This window comes from Streptomyces tyrfis (assembly GCF_037034285.1).
Taxonomy (GTDB): domain Bacteria; phylum Actinomycetota; class Actinomycetes; order Streptomycetales; family Streptomycetaceae; genus Streptomyces.
Genome location: NZ_JBAGJZ010000032.1, coordinates 1 through 24,300, shown reverse-complemented (window position 1 = coordinate 24,300; position 24,300 = coordinate 1). Strand labels below are relative to the sequence as shown.

General features: G+C 73.2%; 21 protein-coding genes. 15 read left to right on the top strand and 6 right to left on the bottom strand.

Annotated elements, in window-relative coordinates; translation table 11 throughout:
• Window positions 1-153 precede the first annotated feature (153 nt).
• From WA762_RS23310 to WA762_RS23300, 3 genes are all read left to right on the top strand, one after another.
• On the top strand, window positions 154-1,233 hold the full coding sequence (locus tag WA762_RS23310; RefSeq protein ID WP_335938059.1) for a hypothetical protein: 1,080 nt from the start codon (window positions 154-156) through the stop codon (window positions 1,231-1,233).
• 184 nt (window positions 1,234-1,417) lie between these two features.
• On the top strand, window positions 1,418-1,654 hold the full coding sequence (locus tag WA762_RS23305) for a hypothetical protein (RefSeq protein WP_335938058.1): 237 nt from the start codon (window positions 1,418-1,420) through the stop codon (window positions 1,652-1,654).
• Complete coding sequence (locus tag WA762_RS23300; RefSeq protein WP_335938056.1) at window positions 1,651-2,217, top strand: ATP-binding protein; 567 nt, start codon at window positions 1,651-1,653, stop codon at window positions 2,215-2,217. The genes WA762_RS23305 and WA762_RS23300 overlap by 4 nt, the downstream gene beginning before the upstream one ends.
• Here the strand turns inward: WA762_RS23300 and WA762_RS23295 are convergent.
• Window positions 2,204-3,109 carry an RNA polymerase sigma-70 factor gene (locus WA762_RS23295; protein WP_335938055.1) on the bottom strand — a complete coding sequence of 302 codons (906 nt, stop codon included), beginning with the start codon at window positions 3,107-3,109 and terminating at the stop codon, window positions 2,204-2,206. The two genes, WA762_RS23300 and WA762_RS23295, sit on opposite strands and share 14 nt — an antisense overlap.
• A 230-nt stretch (window positions 3,110-3,339) precedes the next feature.
• Window positions 3,340-4,512, bottom strand: a complete 1,173-nt coding sequence (locus WA762_RS23290) for an NAD(P)/FAD-dependent oxidoreductase (protein ID WP_335938054.1) — start codon at window positions 4,510-4,512, stop codon at window positions 3,340-3,342.
• 281 nt (window positions 4,513-4,793) lie between these two features.
• On the opposite strand from WA762_RS23290, the gene WA762_RS23285 reads away from it, so the two are divergent.
• The 3 genes from WA762_RS23285 to WA762_RS23275 are packed head-to-tail and all read left to right on the top strand — an operon-like array spanning window position 4,794 to window position 7,734.
• Complete coding sequence (locus WA762_RS23285) at window positions 4,794-5,129, top strand: FeoA family protein (protein ID WP_335938053.1); 336 nt, start codon at window positions 4,794-4,796, stop codon at window positions 5,127-5,129.
• Window positions 5,126-7,066 (top strand): ferrous iron transporter B, encoded by a 1,941-nt coding sequence (gene feoB, locus WA762_RS23280; RefSeq protein WP_335938051.1) that lies wholly within the window; start codon window positions 5,126-5,128, stop codon window positions 7,064-7,066. The genes WA762_RS23285 and feoB overlap by 4 nt, the downstream gene beginning before the upstream one ends.
• Window positions 7,063-7,734, top strand: coding sequence for a NifU family protein (locus WA762_RS23275; RefSeq protein ID WP_335938049.1), 672 nt, complete (start codon window positions 7,063-7,065; stop codon window positions 7,732-7,734). Before feoB ends, WA762_RS23275 begins: the two co-directional genes overlap by 4 nt.
• A 239-nt stretch (window positions 7,735-7,973) precedes the next feature.
• On the opposite strand, the gene WA762_RS23270 is transcribed toward WA762_RS23275, so the two are convergent.
• Window positions 7,974-11,315, bottom strand: a complete 3,342-nt coding sequence (locus WA762_RS23270; RefSeq protein ID WP_335938047.1) for a S41 family peptidase — start codon at window positions 11,313-11,315, stop codon at window positions 7,974-7,976.
• Between the two features lie 324 nt (window positions 11,316-11,639).
• On the opposite strand from WA762_RS23270, the gene WA762_RS23265 reads away from it, so the two are divergent.
• Entirely contained in the window at window positions 11,640-12,212 is a 573-nt protein-coding gene (locus tag WA762_RS23265; protein WP_335938046.1) for a TetR/AcrR family transcriptional regulator, read from the top strand.
• A 187-nt stretch (window positions 12,213-12,399) separates the two neighbouring features.
• Window positions 12,400-14,679, top strand: coding sequence for an MMPL family transporter (locus WA762_RS23260; RefSeq protein WP_335938045.1), 2,280 nt, complete (start codon window positions 12,400-12,402; stop codon window positions 14,677-14,679).
• 391 nt (window positions 14,680-15,070) lie between these two features.
• On the opposite strand, the gene WA762_RS23255 is transcribed toward WA762_RS23260, so the two are convergent.
• Complete coding sequence (locus tag WA762_RS23255; protein WP_335938043.1) at window positions 15,071-15,436, bottom strand: SsgA family sporulation/cell division regulator; 366 nt, start codon at window positions 15,434-15,436, stop codon at window positions 15,071-15,073.
• Window positions 15,437-15,746: 310 nt separating this feature from the next.
• Between WA762_RS23255 and WA762_RS23250 the strand changes: the two genes are divergently transcribed.
• The 5 genes from WA762_RS23250 (at window position 15,747) to WA762_RS23230 (ending at window position 20,506) form a co-directional block, all read left to right on the top strand.
• Window positions 15,747-16,805 (top strand): energy-coupling factor ABC transporter permease, encoded by a 1,059-nt coding sequence (locus WA762_RS23250; RefSeq protein WP_335938042.1) that lies wholly within the window; start codon window positions 15,747-15,749, stop codon window positions 16,803-16,805.
• Between the two features lies 1 nt (window position 16,806).
• Window positions 16,807-17,568 carry a cobalt ECF transporter T component CbiQ gene (gene cbiQ / locus WA762_RS23245; RefSeq protein ID WP_335938041.1) on the top strand — a complete coding sequence of 254 codons (762 nt, stop codon included), beginning with the start codon at window positions 16,807-16,809 and terminating at the stop codon, window positions 17,566-17,568.
• Window positions 17,565-18,353 carry an energy-coupling factor ABC transporter ATP-binding protein gene (locus WA762_RS23240; RefSeq protein ID WP_335938039.1) on the top strand — a complete coding sequence of 263 codons (789 nt, stop codon included), beginning with the start codon at window positions 17,565-17,567 and terminating at the stop codon, window positions 18,351-18,353. The genes cbiQ and WA762_RS23240 overlap by 4 nt, the downstream gene beginning before the upstream one ends.
• 99 nt (window positions 18,354-18,452) lie before the next feature.
• Window positions 18,453-19,610 (top strand): serine hydrolase domain-containing protein, encoded by a 1,158-nt coding sequence (locus WA762_RS23235; RefSeq protein WP_335938149.1) that lies wholly within the window; start codon window positions 18,453-18,455, stop codon window positions 19,608-19,610.
• On the top strand, window positions 19,607-20,506 hold the full coding sequence (locus tag WA762_RS23230; RefSeq protein ID WP_335938037.1) for an SDR family NAD(P)-dependent oxidoreductase: 900 nt from the start codon (window positions 19,607-19,609) through the stop codon (window positions 20,504-20,506). The genes WA762_RS23235 and WA762_RS23230 overlap by 4 nt, the downstream gene beginning before the upstream one ends.
• On the opposite strand, the gene WA762_RS23225 is transcribed toward WA762_RS23230, so the two are convergent.
• Complete coding sequence (locus WA762_RS23225) at window positions 20,481-21,398, bottom strand: aminoglycoside phosphotransferase (protein WP_335938034.1); 918 nt, start codon at window positions 21,396-21,398, stop codon at window positions 20,481-20,483. The two genes, WA762_RS23230 and WA762_RS23225, sit on opposite strands and share 26 nt — an antisense overlap.
• 117 nt (window positions 21,399-21,515) lie before the next feature.
• Window positions 21,516-22,103 (bottom strand): RICIN domain-containing protein, encoded by a 588-nt coding sequence (locus WA762_RS23220; protein WP_443080655.1) that lies wholly within the window; start codon window positions 22,101-22,103, stop codon window positions 21,516-21,518.
• 291 nt (window positions 22,104-22,394) lie between these two features.
• On the opposite strand from WA762_RS23220, the gene WA762_RS23215 reads away from it, so the two are divergent.
• Both WA762_RS23215 and WA762_RS23210 read left to right on the top strand, forming a co-directional pair.
• Window positions 22,395-23,567, top strand: coding sequence for a helix-turn-helix domain-containing protein (locus WA762_RS23215; protein ID WP_335938033.1), 1,173 nt, complete (start codon window positions 22,395-22,397; stop codon window positions 23,565-23,567).
• A 228-nt stretch (window positions 23,568-23,795) separates the two neighbouring features.
• A complete protein-coding gene (locus WA762_RS23210; protein WP_335938032.1) occupies window positions 23,796-24,014 on the top strand; it encodes a hypothetical protein in 219 nt (72 codons plus the stop codon).
• The last annotated feature ends 286 nt before the right edge of the window (window positions 24,015-24,300 follow it).

The following is a 24,300-nucleotide window of genomic DNA, read 5'->3' as shown; positions in this document are numbered from 1 at the left end:
GGCCCGTTTCTCAACTTGAGGTGTGGCCTGGCGTTTTGTTCGGGCGGGCGACCGAGCGTGCGGGGCGTGGTACGTTCTGTCACCCTGAACTCAATATGTGACCCCGGCAGCGCGGCAACGCTCCGGGGTCCGGCACAAGGAACCGAACTCCTCATGCAGATTCATCGTAGCCGCCATGCGTGCGGTTTCACTGTTCTGCCCAATGTCCTGTTGCAGGACCGGCGGTTGTCGTACACCGCGCGCGGGCTGTTGGCCGATCTGTTGTCCCGCCCGGACGGCTGGTCGGAGGACGGGCGGCGGATGGCCGACACCAGCCCGCAGGGCCGTACCGCGGTCGCGAAGGCGCTGCGGGAGCTGACCGCCTTCGGGTACTACCGGGTCCTCAAGGTCCGTCGCGACGACGGGACTTTCTTCAGCGAGGCCCACGTCTACGACACCCCTCAGCGGCCCGACATGAGTGCGGCCCCCGCCTGCCCTGCCGCTGGTCCGGAGCTGAACCGTCCGGCGGTACCGGCTCCCGGCGAACCGGGCTCCGGTGCCTCGGGCTCCAACCCCGTAAAGGACCGAAGGGAAAAACCCTCCCTCCCCGGTCCCCTCCGGCGTCGGCGTCGGCGTCGGCGTCAGCAGTCGAGTGCGGCCGACGCAGTGGACGCACGTCTGGCCGACGCCGGTGCCGATGCGTCGGCCGGCGGGGCTCACGGCGCGGCGGTGGCCGTGCTGTTACGGGTGGTCGGTGCGGAACCGCGGCTGCGGCTGGGTGTGGTGGAGGCGTTGGCGCTCGCGCCGTTGGTGTCCGCCTGGCTGGAGCGCGGCTATGGCGAACGCGATCTCGCCGGGGCCCTGTTGGGCGGGCTGCCCGCCCGTATCCACTCCGTCTCGGCGTTGCTGGGCGACCGCCTGACCCGCAAGCTGCCCCCGGCCCTTGAACCACCGCGTTCCGGGCGGTCCGGCCCGGCCGTGGCCCACTGGGCGGAGTGCGGCGAATGCGGCCGCCCGGTGCCGAGCGAGGGCGTCTGCCGCGCCTGCGAGATCGAGGCCGACAGGCACGCCGGTCCAGGGGTCGGCGGTCCACGCCCCGACGACGCCCGGTCGGACGACTCGGGGCCCGGCGATTCCGGGGCCGACGACTCCGGGCCCGGCGGCTCCCGGTACGACGATGACAGCGCACGCGGTGCTTGTACGGCTGCCCGGGGGCGCGCGCTGGTCCGCGCCGCGCTGGGGATGCGCCGCTGACGCGTGTGCGACGGATCGCGCGGGGCCGCGTCGAGGTGCCTTTCGGTGAAGTGGGCCCGAGCTGCACCGGTGGGTCGCATTACACACCGCGGTTGTGGAGCGGGAAACCCTTCCACGGCGGGGGCCGGTGCGGCAGCGTGTGAGAGGTTCGTCACGCAACGCAACGAAAGGTGTACGGCTCCTCATGGACAACACGCATGGCACGCCTCCGGGCGAGGCGAGCGGCCCCGACGTCGGCGCGGACGTCGAGGCGCTCCGGGAGGCGCTCGCGACGCACGGGATCACGTTGCCGTCGCTCGGCGTCGACCCGGTGACCCTCGCCGGGGGCGCGGGGCGGCCGCAGTTGGTCGTGCTCGGCAACTGCAATGCGGCGACCGCGCGTCGGCTGGCCGACGTCCTGCGCAGGGCGGCCGAGGCGTGAGCGCGGTGCCGTTCACGGTGGAACTGATCGCCGTGCCGAAGGCCGTGCCGCAGGTGCGGCAGATACTGCGCGACTGGTGCGGCCAGGCGGACGCGCTCGATCTGCTGCTCTGCGTCAGCGAGTTGCTGTCCAATGTGATCGTGCACCTCGGGGAGGGCACGCCGGTCACGCTGTGCGTCAGCGGTGCGGACCCCGGCCGGGTCCGCGTCGAGCTGAGCGATCCCGAACCGGGGATGTGGCCCGCGCCCCGGGCCGCGTCGGACGACGACGAGGCGGGCCGGGGACTGGCGCTCATCGGGGCACTGGCGTCGCGGTGGGGCGTGGACCAGGGGAGGCGCGGCAAGACGGTCTGGTGTGAACTGCCCGTGCCCGCCGGGTGGGGGAGACCGGCGGGTGAACTGCCGGAACCCGTCGATCCGCTGGGAACGGCGGGGCCGGCGGGAACGGCAAGTTCGGCGAGTTCGGTGGGTTCGGCGGGAACAGCGGGGTCGGCGGGGTCGGTGGAGCCGGAGGGGTCGGTGGGAACGGGGAGTGTGCCGTCGGGGGTGGTCAGCGCAGGGTGAGAGGGGTCTCGGACTCGACGCGGGTCAGTTTCTCCGGGTTGCGGACGTAATAGAGGCCGGTGATGCGGGCGTCCTCGACCCGCAGCGCCAGGACGCCGTCGATCTCGCCGCCCACGCGCAGGAGCAGCGCCGGGCTGCCGTTGACCAGGGTGGGGTCACCGGTGATCGCGCCGGTGGCCTTGCCGGAGCCGCCGATGACGAAGCGGGCCACCTTGTCCGCGCCGGTGACCGGCCGCCGCGCGGCCTGCTTGACGCCGCCGCCGTCGCTGAGGAGGACGACGTCGGGGGCGAGCACGTCGAGGAGGCCCTGGAGGTCCCCGGTTTCGAGCGCGCGCCGGAACGATTCCAGCGCCGCCCGGGTCTGGCTCGCCGAGACCGCCGCGCGGGGGCGGCGGGCGTCGACGTGCCGACGGGCGCGGTGCGCGATCTGGCGGACCGCCGCAGAGGTCTTGTCTACGGCCGCCGCGATCTCGTCGTAGTCGACGGCGAAGACCTCGCGCAGGACGAAGACGGCGCGTTCCGTCGGCGACAGCGTTTCGAGGACGAGCATCAGCGCCATCGACACGCTCTCGGCGAGCTCCACGTCCTCGGCCACGTCCGGCGCGGTGAGAACCGGTTCGGGCAGCCAGGGGCCGACGTACGCCTCCTTGCGGCGGGTCAGCGTGCGCAGCCGGTTGAGCGACTGCCGGGTGGTGATCCGGACCAGGTAGGCGCGCTGGTCGAGCACGTGTCCCGGGTCCACCTCCGCCCACCTCAGCCAGGTCTCCTGGAGGACGTCCTCCGCGTCGGCCGCCGAGCCGAGCATCTCGTAGGCGACGGTGAAGAGCAGGTTGCGGTGGGCGACGAAGGCCTCGGTCGCCGGGTCTGCGGCGTGGTGGTCGTCGTGGGTCAAGGGACTTCTCTCTTCCCGGCGTTCGGCGTTCGGCGTTGGACGTTCGGCGCCTGGCGTTCGGCGTTGGACGTTCGGCGTTGGACGTTCGGCGTCTGGCGTTCGGCGTCTGGCGTTCGGCGTGTGGCGTTCAGCGTGTGGCGTTCAGTGTGTGGTGTTCAGCGCGTGGTGCGTGGTGTGCGGCGCGTGGCGTTCAGCGTGCGGCGCGCGGTGTCACGTCTTCGGCGGCCGGGTCAGGCCGGGTGTTCGGCGCGGGCCGGGTTCTCGTCGCGCTCGGGGCGGGCCGGCCGGGGGCGCGTACCGGCCCTGCGGGCCTCGTACGCCAGTTGTTTCACGGTGGACACGCAGACCAGCTCCTTGAGCATCGCGCCGGGGCGTCCGCCGACGTGGAAGCCTTTCGCGGTGTCGTCCTTGGAGGCGAACTGGAAGATTCCCGCGCGGCGGCCCAGGCTGATGCACTGACCGACGAACCGCAGGTCGAGCGGGGCCGGCCGCTCGCCGGCGATCCGGCTGAGCACCGTGCGGGCGGCGCGCGAGCCCAGCTGGCCCGCGGCCTGGCAGCTCATCCGGAACGGCAGGCCCTCCGGCGCCGCCGCGTCCCCGGCCGCGACGATGCGCGGGTCGTCCACACTGGTCAGCGTCCGGTCCGTGCGCAGGCGGCCCACCGCGTCGGTGCTCAGGCCGCTGCGGGCGGCCAGGTCCGGCACGCCGAACCCGGTGGCCCAGACGGTCACCGCGCTCGGGAGTTCGCGGCCGTCGTCGAGCCGTACGGTGTCACGGGTCACGGCCGCCACCCGCGCGCCGGGCCCTTCGAGCACGGTCACGCCGAGTCCGGCGAGGGTCCCGGCGACCGAGCGACGGCCCCGGGGGTGCAGATACGGGCCGAGCACCTCGCCGCAGACCAGGGTCACGGCACGGCCGCCCTCCGCCAGTTCGGCGGCGGTCTCGATGCCGGTCGGCCCGGCCCCGACCACCGTCACCGGGGCCGCGGCCGACGCGGCCTCGACGACCGGCCGCAGCCGCCGCGCCTCCTCCAGGCCGGCGATCGGGTGGGCGAACTCCGCCGCGCCGGGCACGTCCGGTTCGGCGCTGCCGCTGCCCACCGCGTAGACCAGGTAGTCGTAGCCGACCGTGTCGCCGGTCGTCAGGGCGACGCCGCGCCCCGCCGCGTCGATCCGGGCCACGTCGCCGACCACCAGCCGGACGTTCCCGGCCAGGACCTTCCCGTAGTCGACGACCGCGTCATGGGTCCCGCCCACCAGCTGGTGCAGACGGATGCGCTCGACGAAGACGGGGCGGGGGTTGATCAGGGTCACGGTCACGTGGTCGTGGCGGGCCAGGCGGTTGGCCGCGGTGAGGCCGGCGTACCCTCCGCCGATCACGACCACCTCGGTGTTCTCGGTCACGGTGTCTCCTTCGTTGCCGGGTTTTCGGCATCAAGACACCGCGGCGCGGTTCGCTGTGACAGCACGTGAGGCAGGTCACTCGCGAGGGCGTGGAGATGCGGGGGACACCGGGAGCTCGCCTGGGAGTCCCCCGGGAGCCCGCTCGGGCGGGGGCGCCGAGGGACGTCGAGGGACATCGAGGGGCGGGGTGGGGGCGGGGCGGGGGGCACAGGGGCGAGGTCTATATTCCTGTTATCCGGATAAAGAGGTTTGCCTTTCCTAAGAGGCGCTCAGGTGCTCAGGTGGTCGCGGTGGTGAGGATGTCGATGGCGTCGATGGTCTCGGCGCGGTCGGGCGCGCGCCGGAAGGACGACCCGTCCCCGACGGCGGAGTCCGGGCGGGACACGTGCCTGGCCGAGCTGCGCCCGGGGATGAGCGGCGAGGTGACCGGCATCGACGAGTCGGTCGAGCCGAGCACCGCGCGACGGCTGTTCGACCTGGGGTTCGCCCCCGGCGCCGAGGTCGCCGTGCTGCGGAAGGCGCCGCTGGGCGACCCCGTCGTCCTGCGGGTCGCGGAGTACGAGGTGGCGCTGCGCAAGGCGCAGACCGCGGGCATCCGCGTGCGGCGCACCGCGTGAGCGCGCACTGCGGTCCGGAGGAGACCCGGACGGTCGCCGGCGGGGCCCGCCTGGCCCTGGTCGGCAGCCCGAACTCGGGCAAGAGCACGCTCTTCAACGCCCTCACCGGCCTGCGGACCAAGACCGGCAACTACCCCGGCGTGACCGTCGCCCGCTACGAGGGGGTGGCGCGGGTCGGCGAGGACGAGGTGGTCATCGAGGACCTGCCCGGCACCTACAGCCTCGACCCGATCAGCCCGGACGAACAGGTCGTCGCGGACGCCCTCGACCCGGACCACCCGGACATCGGCACGCCCGACGGCATCCTCGTCACGATCGACGCGACGACGCTGCGCCGCTCCCTCGGGCTGCTGGCCCAGGTCATGCGGACCGGCCTGCCGATCTGCGTGGTGCTCACCTTCCGCGACGAGCTGACCCGGCGCGGCGGCACCCTCGACGTCCCCGCCCTCCGGCGCGCGCTGGGCGTGCCGGTCGTCGCGGTGACGAGCGGGTCGCGCAACGACCTGGAGCAGCTGCGGGCCACGCTGCTCGACCGGGCCGCGTGGGAGCGGCCGGTCGTCCCGCCGCCCACCGACCCCTCGCAGCGACGGGCCTGGGTGGAGTCGCTGCTGCGCAGCGCGGGCTACGAGGTGCCCGAGGTCGATCACCGCACGCGGCGCATCGACGCCGTGCTGCTGCACCCGCTGTGGGGCACGCTCGTCTTCTTCGCGACCATGTTCGCGTTCTTCCAGGTCATCTTCACCGCCGCGACACCGTTGCAGGACGCGGTGCAGAGCCTCTTCGACCGGCTCGGCACGCTGGTCGCCGAGCACGTCTCGAACCAGTTGCTCTCCGGCTTCCTCGGCAACGCCCTGATCGGCGGCGTGGGCAGCGTCCTGGTCTTCCTGCCGCAGATCGCCCTGCTGTTCCTCATGATCTCGTTGCTGGAGGGCAGCGGCTACCTCTCCCGCGCGGCGTTCCTGATGGACCGGCTCATGGCCAAGGCCGGGCTGGAGGGCCGGGCGTTCGTCGCGCTGCTCTCCTCCCTCGCCTGCGCCGTCCCGGGCATCATGGCCACCCGCTCCCTCCCGTCGGCCCGGGACCGCTTCGCGACCATGATGGGCGCGCCGCTGATGACCTGCTCGGCGCGCCTGACGGTGTACGTGCTGCTGACCGGCCTGCTGGTGAGCCCCGACGCCCGGGTCGGCCCCTTCGGCGCCCAGGGCGTCGTCATGTTCGCCCTGTACCTCGTCGGCGCGCTCTCCGCCATGGCGACCGCCTGGGTCTTCAAACGGTTCAGCAGCCGGGGCGGGCCGGCGCTGCCGTTCTACATGGAGATGCCCTCCTACCGGCTGCCGCGCCCGCGGGCGGTCGCCGACTCCGTCTGGAGCGCGTGCAAGGGCTTCCTGCACAAGGTCGGCCGGGTCATCCTGCTCGTCACCGTCGTGCTGTGGCTGCTGCTCAGCCTGCCCATGCACAGCGACGCCCAGCTGCGCTCCGCCGGGGTCGACCCGGCCGACCGGACCGCGGTCTCGGCCTACGAGGTCGACCACAGCTACGCCGCCCGGATCGGGCAGGCCATCGAGCCCGTCTTCGAGCCCCTCGGCTTCGACTGGCGGATCAACATCGGCGTGCTGGGATCGCTGTCCGCCCGCGAGGTGTTCGTCGCCACCCTCGGCCAGGTCGCCGCCGCCCAGAACCCCGACCAGCCGGCCGAGGCCCTGACGCAGATGACCTACACCGACGGGCCGCGCCAGGGGCAGAAGCTCTTCACCCCGGCCACGACGGCCGCCCTGCTGGTCTTCTTCCTCTACGCGCTCCAGTGCATGTCGACCATCGGGGTCATGCGCCGGGAGACCGGCTCGTGGCGATGGCCCGCGATCGCCTTCGGCTACATGTTCGTGCTGGCCTGGACGATGGCGTTCCTCACGCATGTCCTCGTGGAGCGGCTGGCGTGAGCGCCGTGCGTCCCGAGGCCGTCCCCGGGCACCGCGGGGCCGTTCCCGAGCACCCCGAGACCGTTCCCATGCACCCCGAGGCCACGGACGACCCGCAGACCGTCCGCTGGGTCGTCCCCGCCGGCACCCTGCCGGTCGTCGGACGGATCGCCGAGGCCCCGGACGAGCTGGGGGAGATGCTCCGCTCCGGGGACGTCGCCGCCATCGAGGCGGAGACGCGGGCCGTGGTGATCCGGCTGGCCGACGGCCGAAGCTGGTCCGGGTCCGGGGCCCGAGTGCGGGACGCGCTCGGCGCCGCCCTGCGGCAGCCCCGGCGGTGGCGGCCGGCCGCCGAGGTCAGCGAGGACGACGTGCTGCGCGCCGCGCTGCGGGACGTCCTGGACGGGGCCATCGGCGACTACATCCGCTCCCACGGCGGCGAGGTGACCATCGTGTCCGCCCACGACCGGCGCGTGGAGGTGCGGATGGCGGGCGCCTGCACGCACTGCCCGGCCGCCGGGTTCACCCTCCATTCGCGGCTGGAGGCGGCGCTGCGCGAGCGGTTCCCCGGCCTGGTCGAGCTGCGCGCCACCGAGGAGCCCGCCAAGTCGGCGGGGCGCACCTGGCTCACCCTGCGCCGCCGCGGCGCCTGCCCGCCGGACCGGGGACGGGCGACGGGGCGGCCGTAGGGACGTCCGGCCGCAGGGACGTCGGGACGCAGGGCCGTCGGGACGCAGGTACGCAGGGACGTCCGGCCGCAGGGGCGCAGGGCCGTCGGGCCTGTAGGGACCTCCGGCCGTTCGGCTGCCCGGCTGCCCGGTTGCCCGGTTGCCCGGCTGCCCGGTCGCCCGGCCGTAGGACCGTCCGGTCGTCCGGCCGCAGGGCCGGGCCTGCTTCCTTCGAACGGCCCGGGGCCCGGGCCCGGGGATCATCGTGGGGGCAGCGGCGGGCGGCGGCGGTCCGGGACCGTGTCGTACGTCGGCGGGGTCGCCGCCGGGTGGGCGGCCAGCAGCTCCAGGGCCACCCGTACGGCGTCGTCGAGCACCGCGTACCGTCCCTCGGCCCAGTCCAGCGGGGTGCGCAGGGCCTCCACGTCCGGTTCGACGCCGTAGTTCTCGATCGACCAGCCGTAGGTGTCGAACCAGGCGGCGTTCATCGGGACCGTGATCACCGTGCCGTCGCCCAGCCGGTGGCGGCCGGTCATGCCGACCACCCCGCCCCAGGTCCGCTGGCCCACCACCGGACCCAGCTTCAGCAGCCGGAACGCGGCGGTGATCATGTCGCCGTCGGAGGACGTCGCCTCGTCGGCCAGGGCCACCACCGGGCCGCGCGGGGCGTTGGAGGCGTAACTGATGGGCTGGGCGTCGCGGGTGAGGTCCCAGCCGAGGATGGTCCGGGTCAGCTTCTCCACCACCAGCTCGCTGATGTTGCCGCCCGCGTTGCCGCGTACGTCCACGATCAGCGCCGGGCGGGACATCTCCATGCGCAGATCCCGGTTGAACTGGGCCCAGCCGGAGCCGCCCATGTCCGGGATGTGCAGGTAGCCGCACTTGCCGCCGCTCAACTCCCTTACGACTTCACGGCGTTTGGCGACCCAGTCCTGGTAGCGCAGGGGGCGTTCGTCGACCAGCGGGACGACCGCGACGCGGCGGGGGCGGCCCCCGCCGCCCTTCGGGACCGAGGAGCCCGAAGGGCCTTCGTCGGAAGGGCGGTGGTGGGGGACGGGCGGGCGGAAGGTGAGCTCGACGGTGGTGCCGCCCGCCGCCGCCAGCAGCGGGTACGGGCCCGCGACCGGGTCGACCGCGCGACCGTCGACATGGGTGAGGACCGCGCCCGCCCGGATGCCCGTGCCGGCCAGCGGGGAACGGGCCTTGGAGTCGGAGGAGTCGCCGGGCAGGATGCGCCGGATCGTCCAGTCGCCGTCCCGGCACACCAGGTTGGCGCCGAGCAGACCGATGGCCCGCTGGTAGTGCGGGGGGCCCTCGTTGCGGCGGGCCGGTGACACATACGCGTGCGAGGTGCCCAGCTCGCCCAGGACCTCCCGCAGCAGATCCGCGAACTCGTCGGGGGAGGCGACCCGTTCGATCAGCGGCCGGTACTGGTCGAGGACGCCGTCCCAGTCGATCCCGGACATGCCCGGGTCCCAGAAGTACGCGCGGACGATGCGCCCGGCCTCCGCGTACGCCTGCCGCCACTCGGCCGCCGGGTCGGCCTCGTGCAGGATGCGGCGCAGGTCGAGGTAGACGGTGGTGTCGCTGTCCGCGATCTCGGTGGCGGGCACGGCGCGCAGCTCGCCCTCGTCCATCACGACCAGCCGGGTGGCGTCGCCGCTGACCTGGAACCAGTCGAGATGGCCGACGAGTTCGGTCCTGCGGGCCTTGGAGATGTTGAAGTGCTCCAGGGTGGGGCGGCCCGACATGTCGGCCGGGTTGGCGAAGGTCTCGCCGAGCGCGCCCGAGATCGGCCAGCGCAGCCAGACCAGCCCGCCGCCGCTCACCGGGCGCAGCCCCGAGTACTTCGACGCGGAGACCGGGAACGGCGTCACCCGGCTCTCCAGCCCCTCGAACTCGACGCTGACCGTCGACGGCCCCTCGCCCGTCACCGCCACCTGGACGTCGTCGACCGGGTCGAGCCCGCCCGCCGCCGGGCGGCCCTCGGGGGAGAGGGCGAAGGGGGAGGGCGTGGCGGAGGACAGCGGCACCAGGTACGGGCGGCAGCCCAGCGGGAACGACAGGTCGCCGGTGTGCACGTCGTACACCGGGTCGAAGCCGCGCCAGGAGAGGAACGCGAGATAGCGGCCGTCGCCGGTGAAGACGGGATTCTCGTCCTCGAAGCGGCCGTTGGTGACGTCCACGATCACCGGGGCGCCGGCGCCCAGGATGCGGGCCAGCTTGATCTGGCGCAGCGAGCGCCCGATCCCGGGGTGCGACCAGGTCAGCCAGGCGCCGTCCGGGGAGAACGCCAGGTCGCGGACGGGGCCGTTGATGGAGCGGATCAGCTCGGTCGGTTCGCCGGTGGCGGTCTCCTCGTCGGTGTCCAGGAGCAGCAGCCGCCCGTCGTGCGTCGCGATCGCCAGGCGTTCGCCGTCCGGGTCCGCGACGAGCTCGTGGACCCGGCCGATCCGTCCGGAGGCCAGCCGGCGCGGCGGGTGGTCGCCGCTGGCGCGCGGCAGGTAGGCGATCTCGATCGCGTCCTCGCCCTCCGCGTCCGTGACGTAGGCGACCTGGCCGCCGCTGCCGAGCATCTCGGGCAGCCGGACCCGGACGCCGGGGGTGTCCGCGATGGTGCGGGCGGGGCCGTCGCGGTGGGTGAGCCAGTACAGGCTGCCGCGTACCGCGACGGCGCTGGCCCGGCCGGTCTCGTCCACGGACAGCGAGTCGATGTTGCTGGCGGTCGGCACCTGGTACGTGCGGCGCCCGGCGCGTGGGCCGCCGAGGCGCACCTCCAGCCTGCGGGGGACGGCGTGCGGCGACAGGTCGTCCACCAGCCACACGTCGCCCGCGCACTGGTACACCACCCGGCGCCCGTCGCTGGAGGCGTGCCGGGCGTAGAAGGCGTCGTGGTCGGTGTGGCGGCGCAGATCGGTGCCGTCGGGGCGGCAGGAGTACAGATTGCCGACGCCCTCGTGGTCGGAGAGGAACGCGATCCGCCCGGCGACGAACATGGGCGAGTCGAGATGGCCGCCGATGTCCGCGAGCAGCCGCTTGCCGTGCAGCCACAGCCGGCCCGTGGCGCCGCCCCGGTACCGCTTCCAGGAGGCCGGCTCGTGCGGGGGCGTGCCGGTGAGCAGGAGGGTGCGGCGCTCGCCGTCGGTCTCGGCGACCGCGATGTCGGAGACCGGGCCCCAGGGCAGCTTGCCGCCCGGGCTGCCGTCCGTGGGGAGGGCGTAGGCCCAGGACAGGTGCGACAGGGGCTGGTTGTGCGAGGAGACCGCGAGGATGTGCGCGTCGTCGCCCGGATCGGGGGTCCACCCGCAGACCCGGGCGTCCGTCGAGCCCCAGTAGGTGAGCCGGCGGGCCGGTCCGCCCTCCACCGGGACGAGGTGGATCTCGGGGTCGAGGCTGCGCCAGCTCGTGTACGCGATGCGGGTCCCGTCGGGGGAGAAGCGCGGATGGCCGACCCGGGTGCGGTCGACGGTCAGCCGCCACGCCCGGCCGGGCCGCTGCCCCTCGGCGGCGAGGGGTGCGACCCAGAGGTCGTCCTCGGCCGCGAAGCAGATCAGATCGTCGTGGAGGTGGGGGAAACGGAGATACGCGACGTCGTCACTCACCTCTCCATGCTTTCCGCGGGGGCGGGCGGCGGCAACTCGTGACGGCGGACGGGCGCGTCGAGGGGCGCGCGGGGGGCGGGCGCGCGGGGCGGGGCGTTCGCTGTCGTACGGGGGCCGTCCGCTGCCGTGCGGCGCGCTGTCCTCCGGCGGTGCGGGGCGTTCGCTGCGGCGCGGACCGACCTTTGCGGCGCGGGGCGCGCGCTGTGGTGCGGGCCGCGCGCTGTGGTGCGGAACACAAGCGAAACGACACGGTTTCGTTCACCGGGTGCGTTAGCGTGTATGTGTACGAAACAGTTTCGTTCGATTGTTGTAAGGGGTCGGCACATGGCACGCACCCGGCTCACGCCCGAGCGTGAGGGCGAGCTGTACGCCGCCGTGCTCGACCTGCTCCGCGAGGTCGGTTACGACGCCCTGACCATGGACGCCGTCGCCGCCCGTACGCGTTCCAGCAAGGCCACCCTCTACCGCCAGTGGGGGAGCAAGCCCGAGCTGGTCGTCAGGGCCCTGCGGCACGGCAAGCCGGTGGCCCTCGCCGAGGTCGACACCGGGTCGCTGCGCGGCGACTTCCACGCCGCGCTGAACCTCGTCGACACCTGTCAGATGGAGAAGGACTCCGCGCTGATGCGGGGTCTGGCCCATGCCGCCCACGGCAGCCCCGATCTGCTCCAGGCCCTGCGCGAGCTGCTGATCGAGCCGGAGATGACCGGCCTGGAGACGATGCTGCGCAGAGCCGTGGACCGGGGCGAGGTGGCACCGGACCACCCGGCGCTGAAATACGTGCCGCACATGCTCATCGGCGCGTACACGACCCGGTGGCTGGTCGAGGACCGCCCCGTCGACCCCGCCTACGTCGACGACTACGTCGACTCCGTGATCCTCCCCGCTCTCGGAGTCTGACCGGCCCGTTCCGCCTGTTCCACCCGTTCCGTCCGTCACCCGCCCCGCATCCGCACGGTCGCGTCCCCCTCGTACGGCCCCGTCCTCCCCGTAGCACCCAAGCCCCACCTGACACGCGCCGCTCTCGTCGTCGGGCTGGTTCCCCACGCCCTTTTCCACCACACGACCTGACCGGGAGTACGCCCCCGTGGCCACATTCCTCTACAAGCTCGGACGGTTCGCCTTCCGGCGCCGCCGCTATGTCGCCCTGGTGTGGGTGGCGCTGCTGGCGCTCGCCGGGTTCGGCGCGGCCTCCGCGTCCACCGCCGCCTCCAGTTCCTTCTCCATCCCCGGCACGGAGGCGCAGCGCGCCTTCGACCTGCTGGAACAGCGCTTCCCCGGAACCAACGCCAACGGCGCGACCGCCCGGGTGGTCTTCAAGGCCCCCGACGGCGGGAAGATGACCGACCCGGCGAACAAGGCCCAGGTCGAGAAGGCCGTCGGCAGCCTGAAGTCCGGCTCGGACCAGGTCGCCTCGGTCGCCGACCCCTACACCGTCGGCGCCGTCAGCGAGAACGGCTCCACGGCGTACATCGCGGTGTCGTACAAGGTCAGCGGCATGGAGCTGACCGACGCGACCCGGGACGCCCTGAAGGACGCGGGCCACGCGGCGCAGAAGAGCGGGCTGACCGTGGAGATCGGCGGTGACGCGCTCATGGCGATGCCTGAGACGGGGGCCACCGAGATCATCGGCGTGGCGATCGCCGCGGTGGTGCTGGTGATCACCTTCGGCTCGCTGGTCGCGGCCGGGCTGCCGCTGCTCACCGCCCTGATCGGGGTCGGCATCGGTGTCTCCACGATCACGGCGCTGGCGAACACGCTCGACCTCGGCTCCACCACCTCCACCCTGGCGATGATGATCGGCCTCGCCGTCGGCATCGACTACGCGCTGTTCATCGTCTCCCGCTACCGCGTCGAGCTGGCCGAGGGCCGGGAGCGCGAGGAGGCGGCGGGCCGGGCCGTCGGCACGGCCGGCTCGGCGGTGGTCTTCGCGGGGCTCACCGTGGTCATCGCGCTGGTCGGCCTCGCCGTCGTGAACATCCCGATCCTGACGAAGATGGGCATCGCCGCGGCCGGCACGGTCGCGATCGCGGTCCTGGTGGCCCTCACTCTGGTCCCCGCGGTGATGGGCTTCGCGGGCAAGCGGGTCCTGGGCCGCCGGACCCGCAAGGCGGGCGAGTCCGCCGCGCCGAACGGGTCCGCCGCGCCGAACGGGTCCGAGGACCGGCCGAACATGGGCACCCGCTGGGCGCGGTTCGTGCTGCGCAAGCCGGTGTGGGTGCTGCTGGCCGGGGTCATCGGCCTCGGCGCCGTCGCCGTGCCGGCCGCGTCCCTGGAGATGGGCCTGCCCGACGACGGCTCCCAGCCGACCAGCACTACCCAGCGGCGCGCCTACGACCTGCTCTCCGACGGCTTCGGCCCCGGCTTCAACGGGCCGCTGGTGGTCGTCGTCGACACCGCGCGCAGCTCCGACGGCAAGACCGCGGTCAAGCAGGTCACCGATGAGATCTCCGGTGTGCGGGGCGTCGCCGCCGTGACCCCGGCCCAGTTCAACAAGGCCGGCGACACCGCGATGATCACGGTCATCCCGAAGGACCGGCCCAGCTCCACGGCCACGGAGGACGTGGTCCACGCGATCCGCGACGCAGGCAAGGAGATCCAGGCCGGCACGGGCGCCAAGGTCCTGGTCACCGGCTCCACGGCGATGAACATCGACTTCTCGCAGAAGATGAACGACGCGCTGCTGCCGTACCTGGCGCTGGTGGTCGGTCTGGCCTTCCTGCTGCTGATGGTGGTGTTCCGCTCGGTGCTGGTGCCGCTGAAGGCGGCGCTCGGCTTCCTGCTCTCGGTGGTCGCCGCCCTGGGCGCGGTCGTCGCGGTCTTCCAGTGGGGCTGGCTCGGCTCGCTCTTCGGCGTGGAGCAGACCGGCCCGGTCATGTCGATGATGCCGATCTTCATGGTGGGCGTGGTCTTCGGTCTCGCGATGGACTACGAGGTCTTCCTCGTCACCCGGATGCGGGAGGCCTACGTGCACGGCGAGAAGCCGGGCCAGGCGATCGTCACCGGTTTCCGGCACGGGGCCAGGGTCGTCACGGCCGCGGCCGTGATCATGATGGCCGTCTTCGCGGGCTTCATCGGCTCCAGCGAGCAGATGGTCAAGATGATCGGCTTCTCGCTCGCCGTCGCCGTCCTCTTCGACGCGTTCGTGGTCCGGATGGCGATCGTGCCCGCGGTCCTGGCCCTGCTCGGCCACCGCGCCTGGTGGCTGCCGCGCTGGCTGGACCGTCTGCTGCCGAACGTGGACGTCGAGGGCGAGGGGCTGCGGGAGCAGCTCGGCGAGACGCCCGGAGCGGGGGCCGGTTCCGCCGGTTCCGGTACGCCCGGTCGCGGCGACGCCGAGGGAGAGCGCGAGCTGAGCCGCGTCTGAGGTCCGTGCCGGGCCCGGTCGGCACCAGGCCCGGCACCCGTCGGCCCGGCAACCATCGGGCCCGGCCCGGCACCCATCGGACCTGGCACGCACCGGGCCCGGCCGTGCCGCCGGGCCGCCGGGCTGCCGAGACCCCGGGGCCACGCCTGAGCGGCGCGTGGCCCCGGAACGCACCGGTCACCCGTGGGGACGGGGTGCCGGGGCGAGGACGAAGCCCCCGTGCGAGCGGCGCGGGGGCTTCGTCGTGCGCACACGTCGTGCGTACATGTCGTGCGCACACGTCGTGCGTACATAGGGACGGCGCCTGCCCGTCGCCGGGTGGCAGGCGTGTCAGGCGTGTCAGGCGTGTCAGGCGCGCGTCAGGCGGCGTCGGGCGTCCACCGGGCGCGTGTCAGGCGGGTGCGTGGGTGCCGACGCCCTCGTCGTCGGTGTTCTCGTCCTCCGTGCGGTGCAGAAAACGGATCAGCGGCGCGTTGTCGAACTGCACGACCTCCACGCCCTCCGCCGTGTGGCGTTCCACGACCAGCTGCGTCCGTCCGCACGGCCACACCCGGATGCCGCCGCGTTCGGCGGGACGGGTCAGTCCGCGCTCCAGCAGATCGCGGCCGAACGCCCAGTCGATCCCGCCCGGGAAGGCGAGATGGACGTTACGGGGGTCGGCGTCGGCGTCGTACACCAGGTCGACCGGTACCGCCGGGAGGTCCGGGGTGTCATTGACCAGCCAGGCCTCGGCCTGTTCTTGGATCACGGGGGGCATGGTGGGACTCCTCGCGTGTGTCTCTCTCCCCTGTTCTCTCCCTGACATCAAATGTCGCATATTTCCTGGTCCGGGGGTCCGGTCGGTTCGCCGGACCGGGTGTGTCCCGCGGTACGGCGAACCGGTGCGGCCGGCCGCGCCCCCGCCCTGCCGCGTTCCGCGTCGCCGGAACATGTGACGTATCCGCTCTTGCGAAGCGTTTGCAACAAGGTCCTATCATTGAGCGGTTCACGACACCCCCGTCCGTGACACCCGCGCCCGCGGCCACCCGGCCCGAGAGACGACGCGGGCGCGCAGGAAGCGAGCCCCCATGCACGTACCCGACGGATTCATCGACCCGCCCGTCTCCGCCGTGGCCGGAGTCGTCGCCGCGGGCGCGATCGCCGTCAGCCTGCGGGGCACACGGCGGGAACTGGATGAGCGCACCGCGCCGCTGGCCGGTCTCGTCGCCGCGTTCATCTTCGCGGTGCAGATGCTGAACTTCCCGGTCGCGGCCGGGACCAGCGGCCATCTGCTGGGCGGGGCGCTCGCCGCGATACTCGTCGGGCCGTACACGGGGGTGCTCTGCGTCTCCGTCGTCCTGCTCATGCAGGGCGTCCTGTTCGCGGACGGCGGCCTCACCGCGCTGGGCGTGAACGTGCTCGACATGGGCATCACCACCACCGCCGTCGCGTACGCCGTCTTCCGCGGGCTGACCGGGGTGCTGCCGAAGTCCCGCCGCTCCACCACCGCCGCGTCCTTCGTCGCCGCGCTGCTCTCCGTCCCCGCCGCGGCCTGCGTCTTCACGCTGATCTACTGGATCGGCGGCACCACGGACATCCCGATCGGCAAGGTCCTCACCGCCATGGTCGGCGTCCACGTCCTGATCGGCATCGGCGAGGCCGTGATCACCGCGCTGACCGTCGGGGCCGTCCTCGCGGTCCGCCCGGACCTGGTCCACGGGGCCCGCGGCCTGACCGCGCCGCTCAAGCTCCGGGTCGACGGCGCACTCGTCGACGCCCCGGCCCGGCAGCCCGTCGCCCCGGTCGCCGCCCGCTCCACGCGCGGCTTCTGGGCCGCCGGCCTGGTCACCGCCCTGGTCCTGGCGGGCTTCGTCTCCTACTACGCCTCCTCTTCCCCCGACGGACTGGAGAAGGTCGCCGCCGACCAGGGCATCGACAAGAAGACCGAGGAGCACGCGGCCAAGGACTCCCCGCTCGCCGACTACGGCGTCAAGGACGTCTCCGACGCCCGGCTCTCCGGCGGCCTCGCCGGGGTGATCGGCGTCGGCGCCACGGTCGTGGTGGGCAGCGGGGTGTTCTACGTGATCCGCCGCCGCCGTACCCCGGACGCGTCCGCCGGCGCCGCGCGCGCCGGGGAGACCGTCTGACATGGGCGCGGGCCACGCCCACCGGCTCTACCGCGACGGCCGCTCGCCGGTCCACGCGCTGCCGCCGCACTGCAAGCTCGCCGCCGCCCTCAGCTTCGTCGTGGTCGTCGTCTCCACGCCCCGCGAGGCGGTGTGGGCGTTCGCCCTGTACGCCGTGCTGCTCGGCGGCGTCGCGGCGGTGGCCCGCATCCCCGCCGGGTTCCTGCTCAAGCGGCTGCTCATCGAGGTGCCGTTCGTCGCGTTCGCGCTGCTGATGCCGTTCGTGGTGCCCGGCGAGCAGACCCGGGTGCTCGGTCTCGCCGTCAGCGTCCCCGGCCTCTGGGGCGCCTGGAACGTCCTCGCCAAGGGCACTCTCGGCGTCGCCGCCTCCGTGCTGCTGGCCTCCACCACCGAACTGCGCGCGCTGCTGCTCGGGCTCCAGCGGCTCAGACTGCCGTCGCTGCTCGTCCAGATCGCCTCCTTCATGATCCGCTACGGCGATGTGATCACCGACGAGATGCGCCGGATGTCGATCGCCCGCCGCTCGCGCGGCTTCGAGGCGCGCGGGATACGCCACTGGGGGGTCCTCGCCAAGACGGCCGGCGCGCTCTTCATCCGCTCGTACGAGCGCGGCGAGCGCGTCCACCTCGCCATGGTCAGCCGTGGCTACGCCGGTTCCATGCCGGTCATCGACGAGGCGACGGCCTCGCGCGCGCAGTGGGCGTACGCCGCCGCCCTCCCCGTCCTCGCCCTTGTCGTCTGCCTGCTGGGATGGACCGTATGAGCACACCCACGTCCACGTCCGCCGCTCCCGCGCCCTCGCTGGAGGTCAGCGGCCTCGCGTACGCCTATCCCGACGGCCACCAGGCACTCTTCGGGGTGAATCTCACCGTCGGCCGGGGCGAGCGCGTCGCGCTGCTGGGCCCGAACGGAGCCGGCAAGACCACCCTGGTCCTCCACCTCAACGGCATCCTCGACGCCGGGGCGGGCGCCGTCCGCGTCGCCGGACTCCCGGTGGAGAAGCGCAACCTGGCCGAGATCCGCCGCCGCGTCGGCATCGTCTTCCAGGACCCCGACGACCAGCTCTTCATGCCCACCGTCCGCGAGGACGTGGCGTTCGGGCCCGCCGCCTCCGGGCTGCGCGGCGCCGAACTGGAGGAACGCGTCGTCGAGGCCCTGAAACGGGTCGGCATGGAGGCGTACGCGGACCGGCCGCCGCACCACCTCTCCTTCGGCCAGCGCCGCCGCGTCGCCGTCGCCACCGTCCTCGCCATGCGGCCGGAGATCCTCGTCCTGGACGAGCCGTCGTCCAACCTGGACCCGGCCTCGCGGCGCGAACTCGCCGACATCCTGCGGTCCCTGGACGTCACCGTGCTCATGGTCACGCACGACCTGCCGTACGCCCTGGAGCTCTGCCCCCGCGCGGTGATCCTCAGCGAGGGCGTCATCGCCGCCGACGACCGCACCCAGGACCTGCTCTGCGACGAGGAGCTGATGCGCGCCCACCGCCTGGAGCTGCCCTTCGGCTTCGACCCGCGCTCCGTCACCGTGGACGCCACGGCACGCTGAGCGCCGTCGCGGCGGGCCGTGAACATCCGGTGACCCGCCACCCTTTCACCCCGCCGGGGGAGGCACCATGGAGGGATGAGCGGGAACGCAGCAGCAGGCGTGGACGTACGCGGCACGGTGGCGGCCGGATTCGAAGCGGTCCGGGACGCCTTCGTCCGCAACTTCGAGCAGCGCGGTGAGCGCGGGGCGGCGGTCACCGTCTACCGGGACGGCCGCAAGGTCGTCGACCTGTGGGCCGGCACCCGGGACGTCGACGGCGCCGAACCGTGGGCCGTGGACACCGTCCAGATCGTCCGCTCGGCGGGCAAGGGCATCGCCTCCGCCGTCCCGCTGATGCTGCACCAGCGCGGACAGCTCGACCTCGACGCCCCGGTCGGCACCTACTGGCCGGAGTTCAAGGCGGGCGGCAAGGAACGCGTCCTGGTCCGCCACCTCCTCGCCCACCGGGCCGGCATCCCCGCCCTCGACTGCCCGCTGACCCCCTCCGAGGCGACCGACGGGGTCTCCGGGGCGCGGGCCGTCGCCGCCCAGTGCCCCCAGTGGGAGCCCGGCGCCGACCACGGCTACCACGCCCAGACGTACAGCTTCCTCATCGGCGAACTCGTGCGCCGGGTCACCGGGCGCACCGTCGGCCGCTGGATCGCCGAGGAGATCGCCCGCCCGCTCGGCCTGGACTTCTGGTTCGGCCTCCCGGCCGACGAGGCGCACCGGGTGGGCCGGATCGGCCCCGTCGAGACCCCGGCCGGTCCGGGCGGCGGCCTGCGGCTGCGCCCCAAGCGGTCCGTGGCCGAGGCGTACCGCGACCCGCTCTCCCTCACCCGCCGCGCCTTCGGGGCCATCGACCCGCTGCCCGACGAGAACGACCCCGCATACCGGGCGGCCGAACTCCCCGCCTCCAACGGCATCGCCACCGCCCGCGCCCTCGCCCGCTGCTACGCCGCGATGATCGGCCCGGTCGACGGCCACCGGCTGTTCGCGCCCGCCACGCTCACCCTCGCCCGCACCGAGGAGTCGGCCGGGCCGGACCGGGTCCTGGTCGTCAACACCCGTTTCGGACTCGGCTACATGCTCCACGGCCCGGCCGCCCCGCTCCTCGCGCCCGGCTCCTTCGGCCACCCCGGCCGCGGCGGCTCGCTCGGCTTCGCCGACCCCGAATCCGGCATCGCCCTGGGCTATGTGACGAACGGTCTGCAGAAGGGAGTCACCGCCGATCCCCGTGCCCAGGCCCTGGTACGGGCAGTACGGTCGGCGCCATGACTTCCGCATCCCCGGCTTCCCCGGCTTCCCCCGCTTCCCCCGCGTCCTCTGCATCCCCGGCTTCCCCCGCCGTCACCGGGACCCCCGCCTCCCCTGACTCCCGTACGTCCGGATGCAGTTCACGGTTCGAGGGATACGGCGCGCTCATCACCGGGGCCGGCCAGGGCATCGGCGCCGCCACGGCCCGCCGACTGGCCTCGGAGGGAGCCCGGGTGCTGGTCACCGACCTGGACGGCGACCGCGCCGAGCACACCGCCGCCGCGATACGGGCCACGGGCGCGACGGCCGAGGCGCTGCCCTGCGACGTGGCCGACCGGGCGGCGGTCGAGGCCGCCGTGGCGCACGCGGTCGCCGCGTTCGGCTCCCTGGACGTGCTGGTGAACAACGCGTACGCGTGCGCGGAGGACGCCCCGCTCTTCGAGGACCAGCCGGACGAGTCCTGGCAGCGCGACCTGGACATCACGCTCACCGGCCCGTACCGCTGCGCCCGCGCCGCCCTCCCGCACCTGGTGGCCTCCGGGCGGGGCGCGATCGTCAACATCGGCTCGGTGAACGGCGAACAGGACTTCGGCGGCCACGGCTACAGCGCCGCCAAGGCGGGCCTGGCCAGCCTGACCCGCACCCTCGCGGGCCACGCGGGACCGCGCGGCGTGCGCGTCAACCTGGTCGCCCCCGGCACGGTGCGCACGGACGCCTGGGCGGGCCAGGACGCCGAACTGGCCCGGGTGAGCGGCCTCTACCCGCTCGGCCGGGTCGGCGAGCCGGAGGACATCGCGTCCGCCGTCGCCTTTCTCGCCTCCCGCGACGCGGCCTGGATCACGGGCACCACCCTCCGGGTGGACGGCGGGCTCACCGCCTCCAACTACGGCTTCACGCGAGCCATTTCGGGGGACTGAGGGCTGCCGCGCGGCGTTTCGCGGGCGGGGGTCGGCGGCCGTCCAGCCGGTCCGCCGCCCAGCGGTCCGCCGCGCCCCGCAGACGACGCGTCCAGTCGTTGGGGTGCTCCTCCTCGGTGGAGCGCCAGTAGCGCCGGAGGGCGACGGCGGCGACATCCAGCTCGTGGGCGGACGCGGCGGACCAGGCCGGGACCTTGGCGGCCCACTGCTCGGCCTCGTACGGGCCATGCCCCGCGAAGCCGAGCCAGACCACCCAGCACGCCGGGTCGACCCAGGCGGCGCCCCGGGTGGCCCACGCCCAGTCGACGACATGGACCCGCGCCCCGCGTCCGTCGCCCCGGCCGCCCTCCCCGTCGCCTCCGTCCCGGCCGCCGTCCCCGTCGTCGATGTGCACATTGGTGTGGAACCAGTCCGTGTGCAGCAACGCCGTGCCGGCGAGCAGCGCCGCGTCCGCGGGGTCGTCGAGCCGGGAACCGAACCGCTCCTCGGCCGCCTCCAGTTCGACGCCGGGGCAGGTGATCCGGCCCAGAGCGGTCATGGCGTCGACGACGAGCGGGAGGTCGGCGGAGCCCGGGGCATAGTCCGCCCCGCGCCCGGCGACATACGCGAAGCCGAGCAGGTCCCACCCGTCGGCGGTGACGCGCCACCGCAGCCTCGGCCCGACCGGGACGACGTACGGGTTCACCGCCGCCTCCCGCGCCTGTGTCCACGCCAACGGATGATCCCGGCGCACCCCCTTGACGAAGAACCGGCCTCGGGCGGTGTCCAGCACGGCCGCGAACGGACTGCTGAAGCCCTGCCCGACCGGCTCGACCCGGTCGACGCGGCCGACCCGTTCCCGGACCATCGCGCGTACGTCGTCAGGGAGTTCGGCCCAGCTGGTCTTCGACATGGCGCGGAGTATAGGAGCCGGGACGGCACGAACGCGGTGGCTCGCGCGCCGGGCGTCGGGCGTCGGCGCGGGCGTCGGCCGGAGCGCCGTGGACCCACGGAGGGGACGTGCGGACGATCAGCCGTTGGCCAGCGGGGTGTCGTCGGCGGCCCTGCGCCACAGCCGGTCGGAGCTGGGCTGGGCGATGTTCAGGTAGAGGCTGTCCCAGCTGCCGTCGTTGTACCTGTTCAGGCTGAGCGCGAGGTTCTTGTCCACCATCGGGCGGTACATCCACCAGCCCGTGTAGCTGTCGCCGACCCGCTCCGCGTACAGGCTCCACTTCTGGAGCCGCGAGCCGTCGCAGGTCCGGACGACGACCGTGGTGCCCCGCTGCGGCGTCGCGGCGCTCGGCTGGAGGCACTTGTCCGCCGCCTCGTTCCGCAGCGTCGCGGTGTAGGTGTGGGGGGCGTCCGCCTGCCAGGCGGAGAGGTCCACCTCCCACCGCTCGGTGCTGTACTTCCACGCGGGGTCGCGCAGGGTGATGGCGGTGGCGCCGTCGGCGGTGCTGTCGTTGAGCAGCGCCAGGCGGCTGCCGTCCATCTTGTTGATCAGGTCCTGGTTGGGGGTGGGCGCGGCGGAGACCGGTGCCTGACCGGCTGCGGCGAGGCCGCCCATGGCCAGGACGGCGGCGGCGAGGACCCTTGCGGGACGGGCGTGCTCGGGCATGGCGGTGTCCTTTTCCGTGTCGGGGGAGTGCGCGAGGCGGGACCCGGGCATCCAAGCAGCCCCGCCCCCGCCGGGGCGGGCGTACCGGGGCGGTTGCGGTTCCTTTCACCCCATCGGAGTCCCGCCGGCCCTCGGCCCTCGGCCCGTCGGCCCTCGCCCCTGCCGCCCTGGTGGGTCCCGCCTCCGCCATCTTGGTCCGTCCCGTCGTGGCTCCCGGACCGGGGCGTGGCGAGGCTTTCGCCGTGTTCGCTCTCTATGACGGACAGCTGCCGCCGGCCGTACTCTGGTCGCATGACTGATGCGGGGAAGAAAGTCAAGCAAGCCCGCAAGCTAAGCGGGCTTACCCAAAGGGAGTTGGCCGAATATTCCGGGGTTTCGGTCTCTACGATTCGGAAGCTCGAACAGGGGGAGCGCGACGGGGCGCGCATGGAGACTCTCCACGCATTGGCGCGCGCCCTTCGGCTGCCGACCATGGCTCTGGTTGTCGAACCCCGAGAGCAAGGCCCCGTGTCCGGGACGCCTGAACTATGGGCACCGGTCCGGGCCGAACTGATGCGGCCCCCAGCGCTGGAAGCGCGCGAACCGGCGACCCCGCACGGAGTCGCGTCGGTGCTCGCTGACGCCGTCCCGCTCTACCGGGCCCACCGCTTCGCCGAACTGGCGACAGTTCTTCCCCCTCTGCTCCGCGACGCGGACACGCTCGACACCGACGGAAGAGGCGTCCGCGTCCGCGTGCTGCAACTGGCGGCCGGGGCCCTGACTCATACTCGGCAGTTCGACATCGCCGAACTGGTTGTTCGCCGAGCACTCGACGACGCCGCGGACCGTATGGAGTCCGCGGCAACCGTCAACACGTTGTGCTGGCTTCTCATGAGGCAGGGCCGGCTCGATGAAGCCTTGCGTACGGCCACACATTGGGCGGACGAGTTGGAGCCGCGCATGAGCCGGGCCACCGCCGCCGAGCTGTCGGCCTGGGGGCTGTCGCTGCTGAACGTCTCCGCCGCAGCGATCAGGAACAACCAGCCCGGAGCGGCCTCGGATGCCCTGAAGCTGGCGGCCAGCGCAGCTACGGCCGTCGGCAGGGAGACTCGGCCAGGGCACGAGCAGATGCGTACGTTCGGGCCCATCTCCGTGCGTATGAAGTACGTGGAGGACGCGTTGGTCCGGGACAAGCCGGACCGCGCGTTGCGCCTGGCGGCTCCACTGCCGAAGCCACAGAGGTCCGCTGTGGTTCCCTCCGCCAGCGTCCGCGCTCGTCATGGGCTCGACGTGGCGAGCGCGTATGCCCGTCTCGGCCAGTTCACAGAGGCGTTCGGGAAGCTGTCCGAAGTGCAGGCCGAGTCGCCCGAGTGGTTCCCGAACCAGAGCCCCGCCCGAGACGTGCTCCGAACGGTGGTATCGGGACGCCGAACATTGACGCCGGAGATGCGCCGCATGGCTCGAACGCTGCAACTAACTGTATAACCGGGGCACTTCTGGAGAACGGATGGGCGAAGTACCACAGACAGCGTCATTGCGACGGTTCTAACGTCACTGCATGATCCGACGAAGCCCCGCTGATCGTGCCCGCCGACGAGCACTCCTGGATGCCGCTGCCGGTCTGTGGCCCGCGTCACCGTGCTCCTGCTCGACTTCCGCGCGCCGCCCCGCAGGGGAGCCGAAGCAGCGTGATTCCAGGCGCGGGGGTGCACAGTGAGCCCGGAGCCGGGCACGCTCATGGTGGACATCTCGCAGGGCGACCGCGTGGGGGAGTTCCGTGGGGTGGCCGGTCCGTACTGGTCGTTGCGGCCGGTCGGTGGTGGGGCCGAGTGGGAGGCGGACCCGTCCTGTGTCCGGCTCGCCGGTCCGATAGAGCGTCTGCGTGCCGAGTTGGGCCGTGCCAATCGTCGTAGTCGGGGTGAGCTGCTGTGACGGGGTTGATCCTGGTGGAGGCGTATGCGGGTGATGGTCGGTCGGCTCTGTGTCTTGGTGGGGTGCCGGTGGGGTCTCCTCGGTTGGCGTTGCGGTGGCTTCGGGGTCAGGCGGAGCGGTTGGCGAACGGGTTGGATCCTGATCCGGGGGTGCCGTGGATTCCTCCGTATGGATTACAGCGTGTGCCGTTGTCCGTTCTCGACGCGCCGGCCGAGTTGCGTGCGTGGGCTGTGGACGACGCGCGTCAGAGCGAGGCGTTGCACCGGCTCGCGGCGGGGGCCGAGTT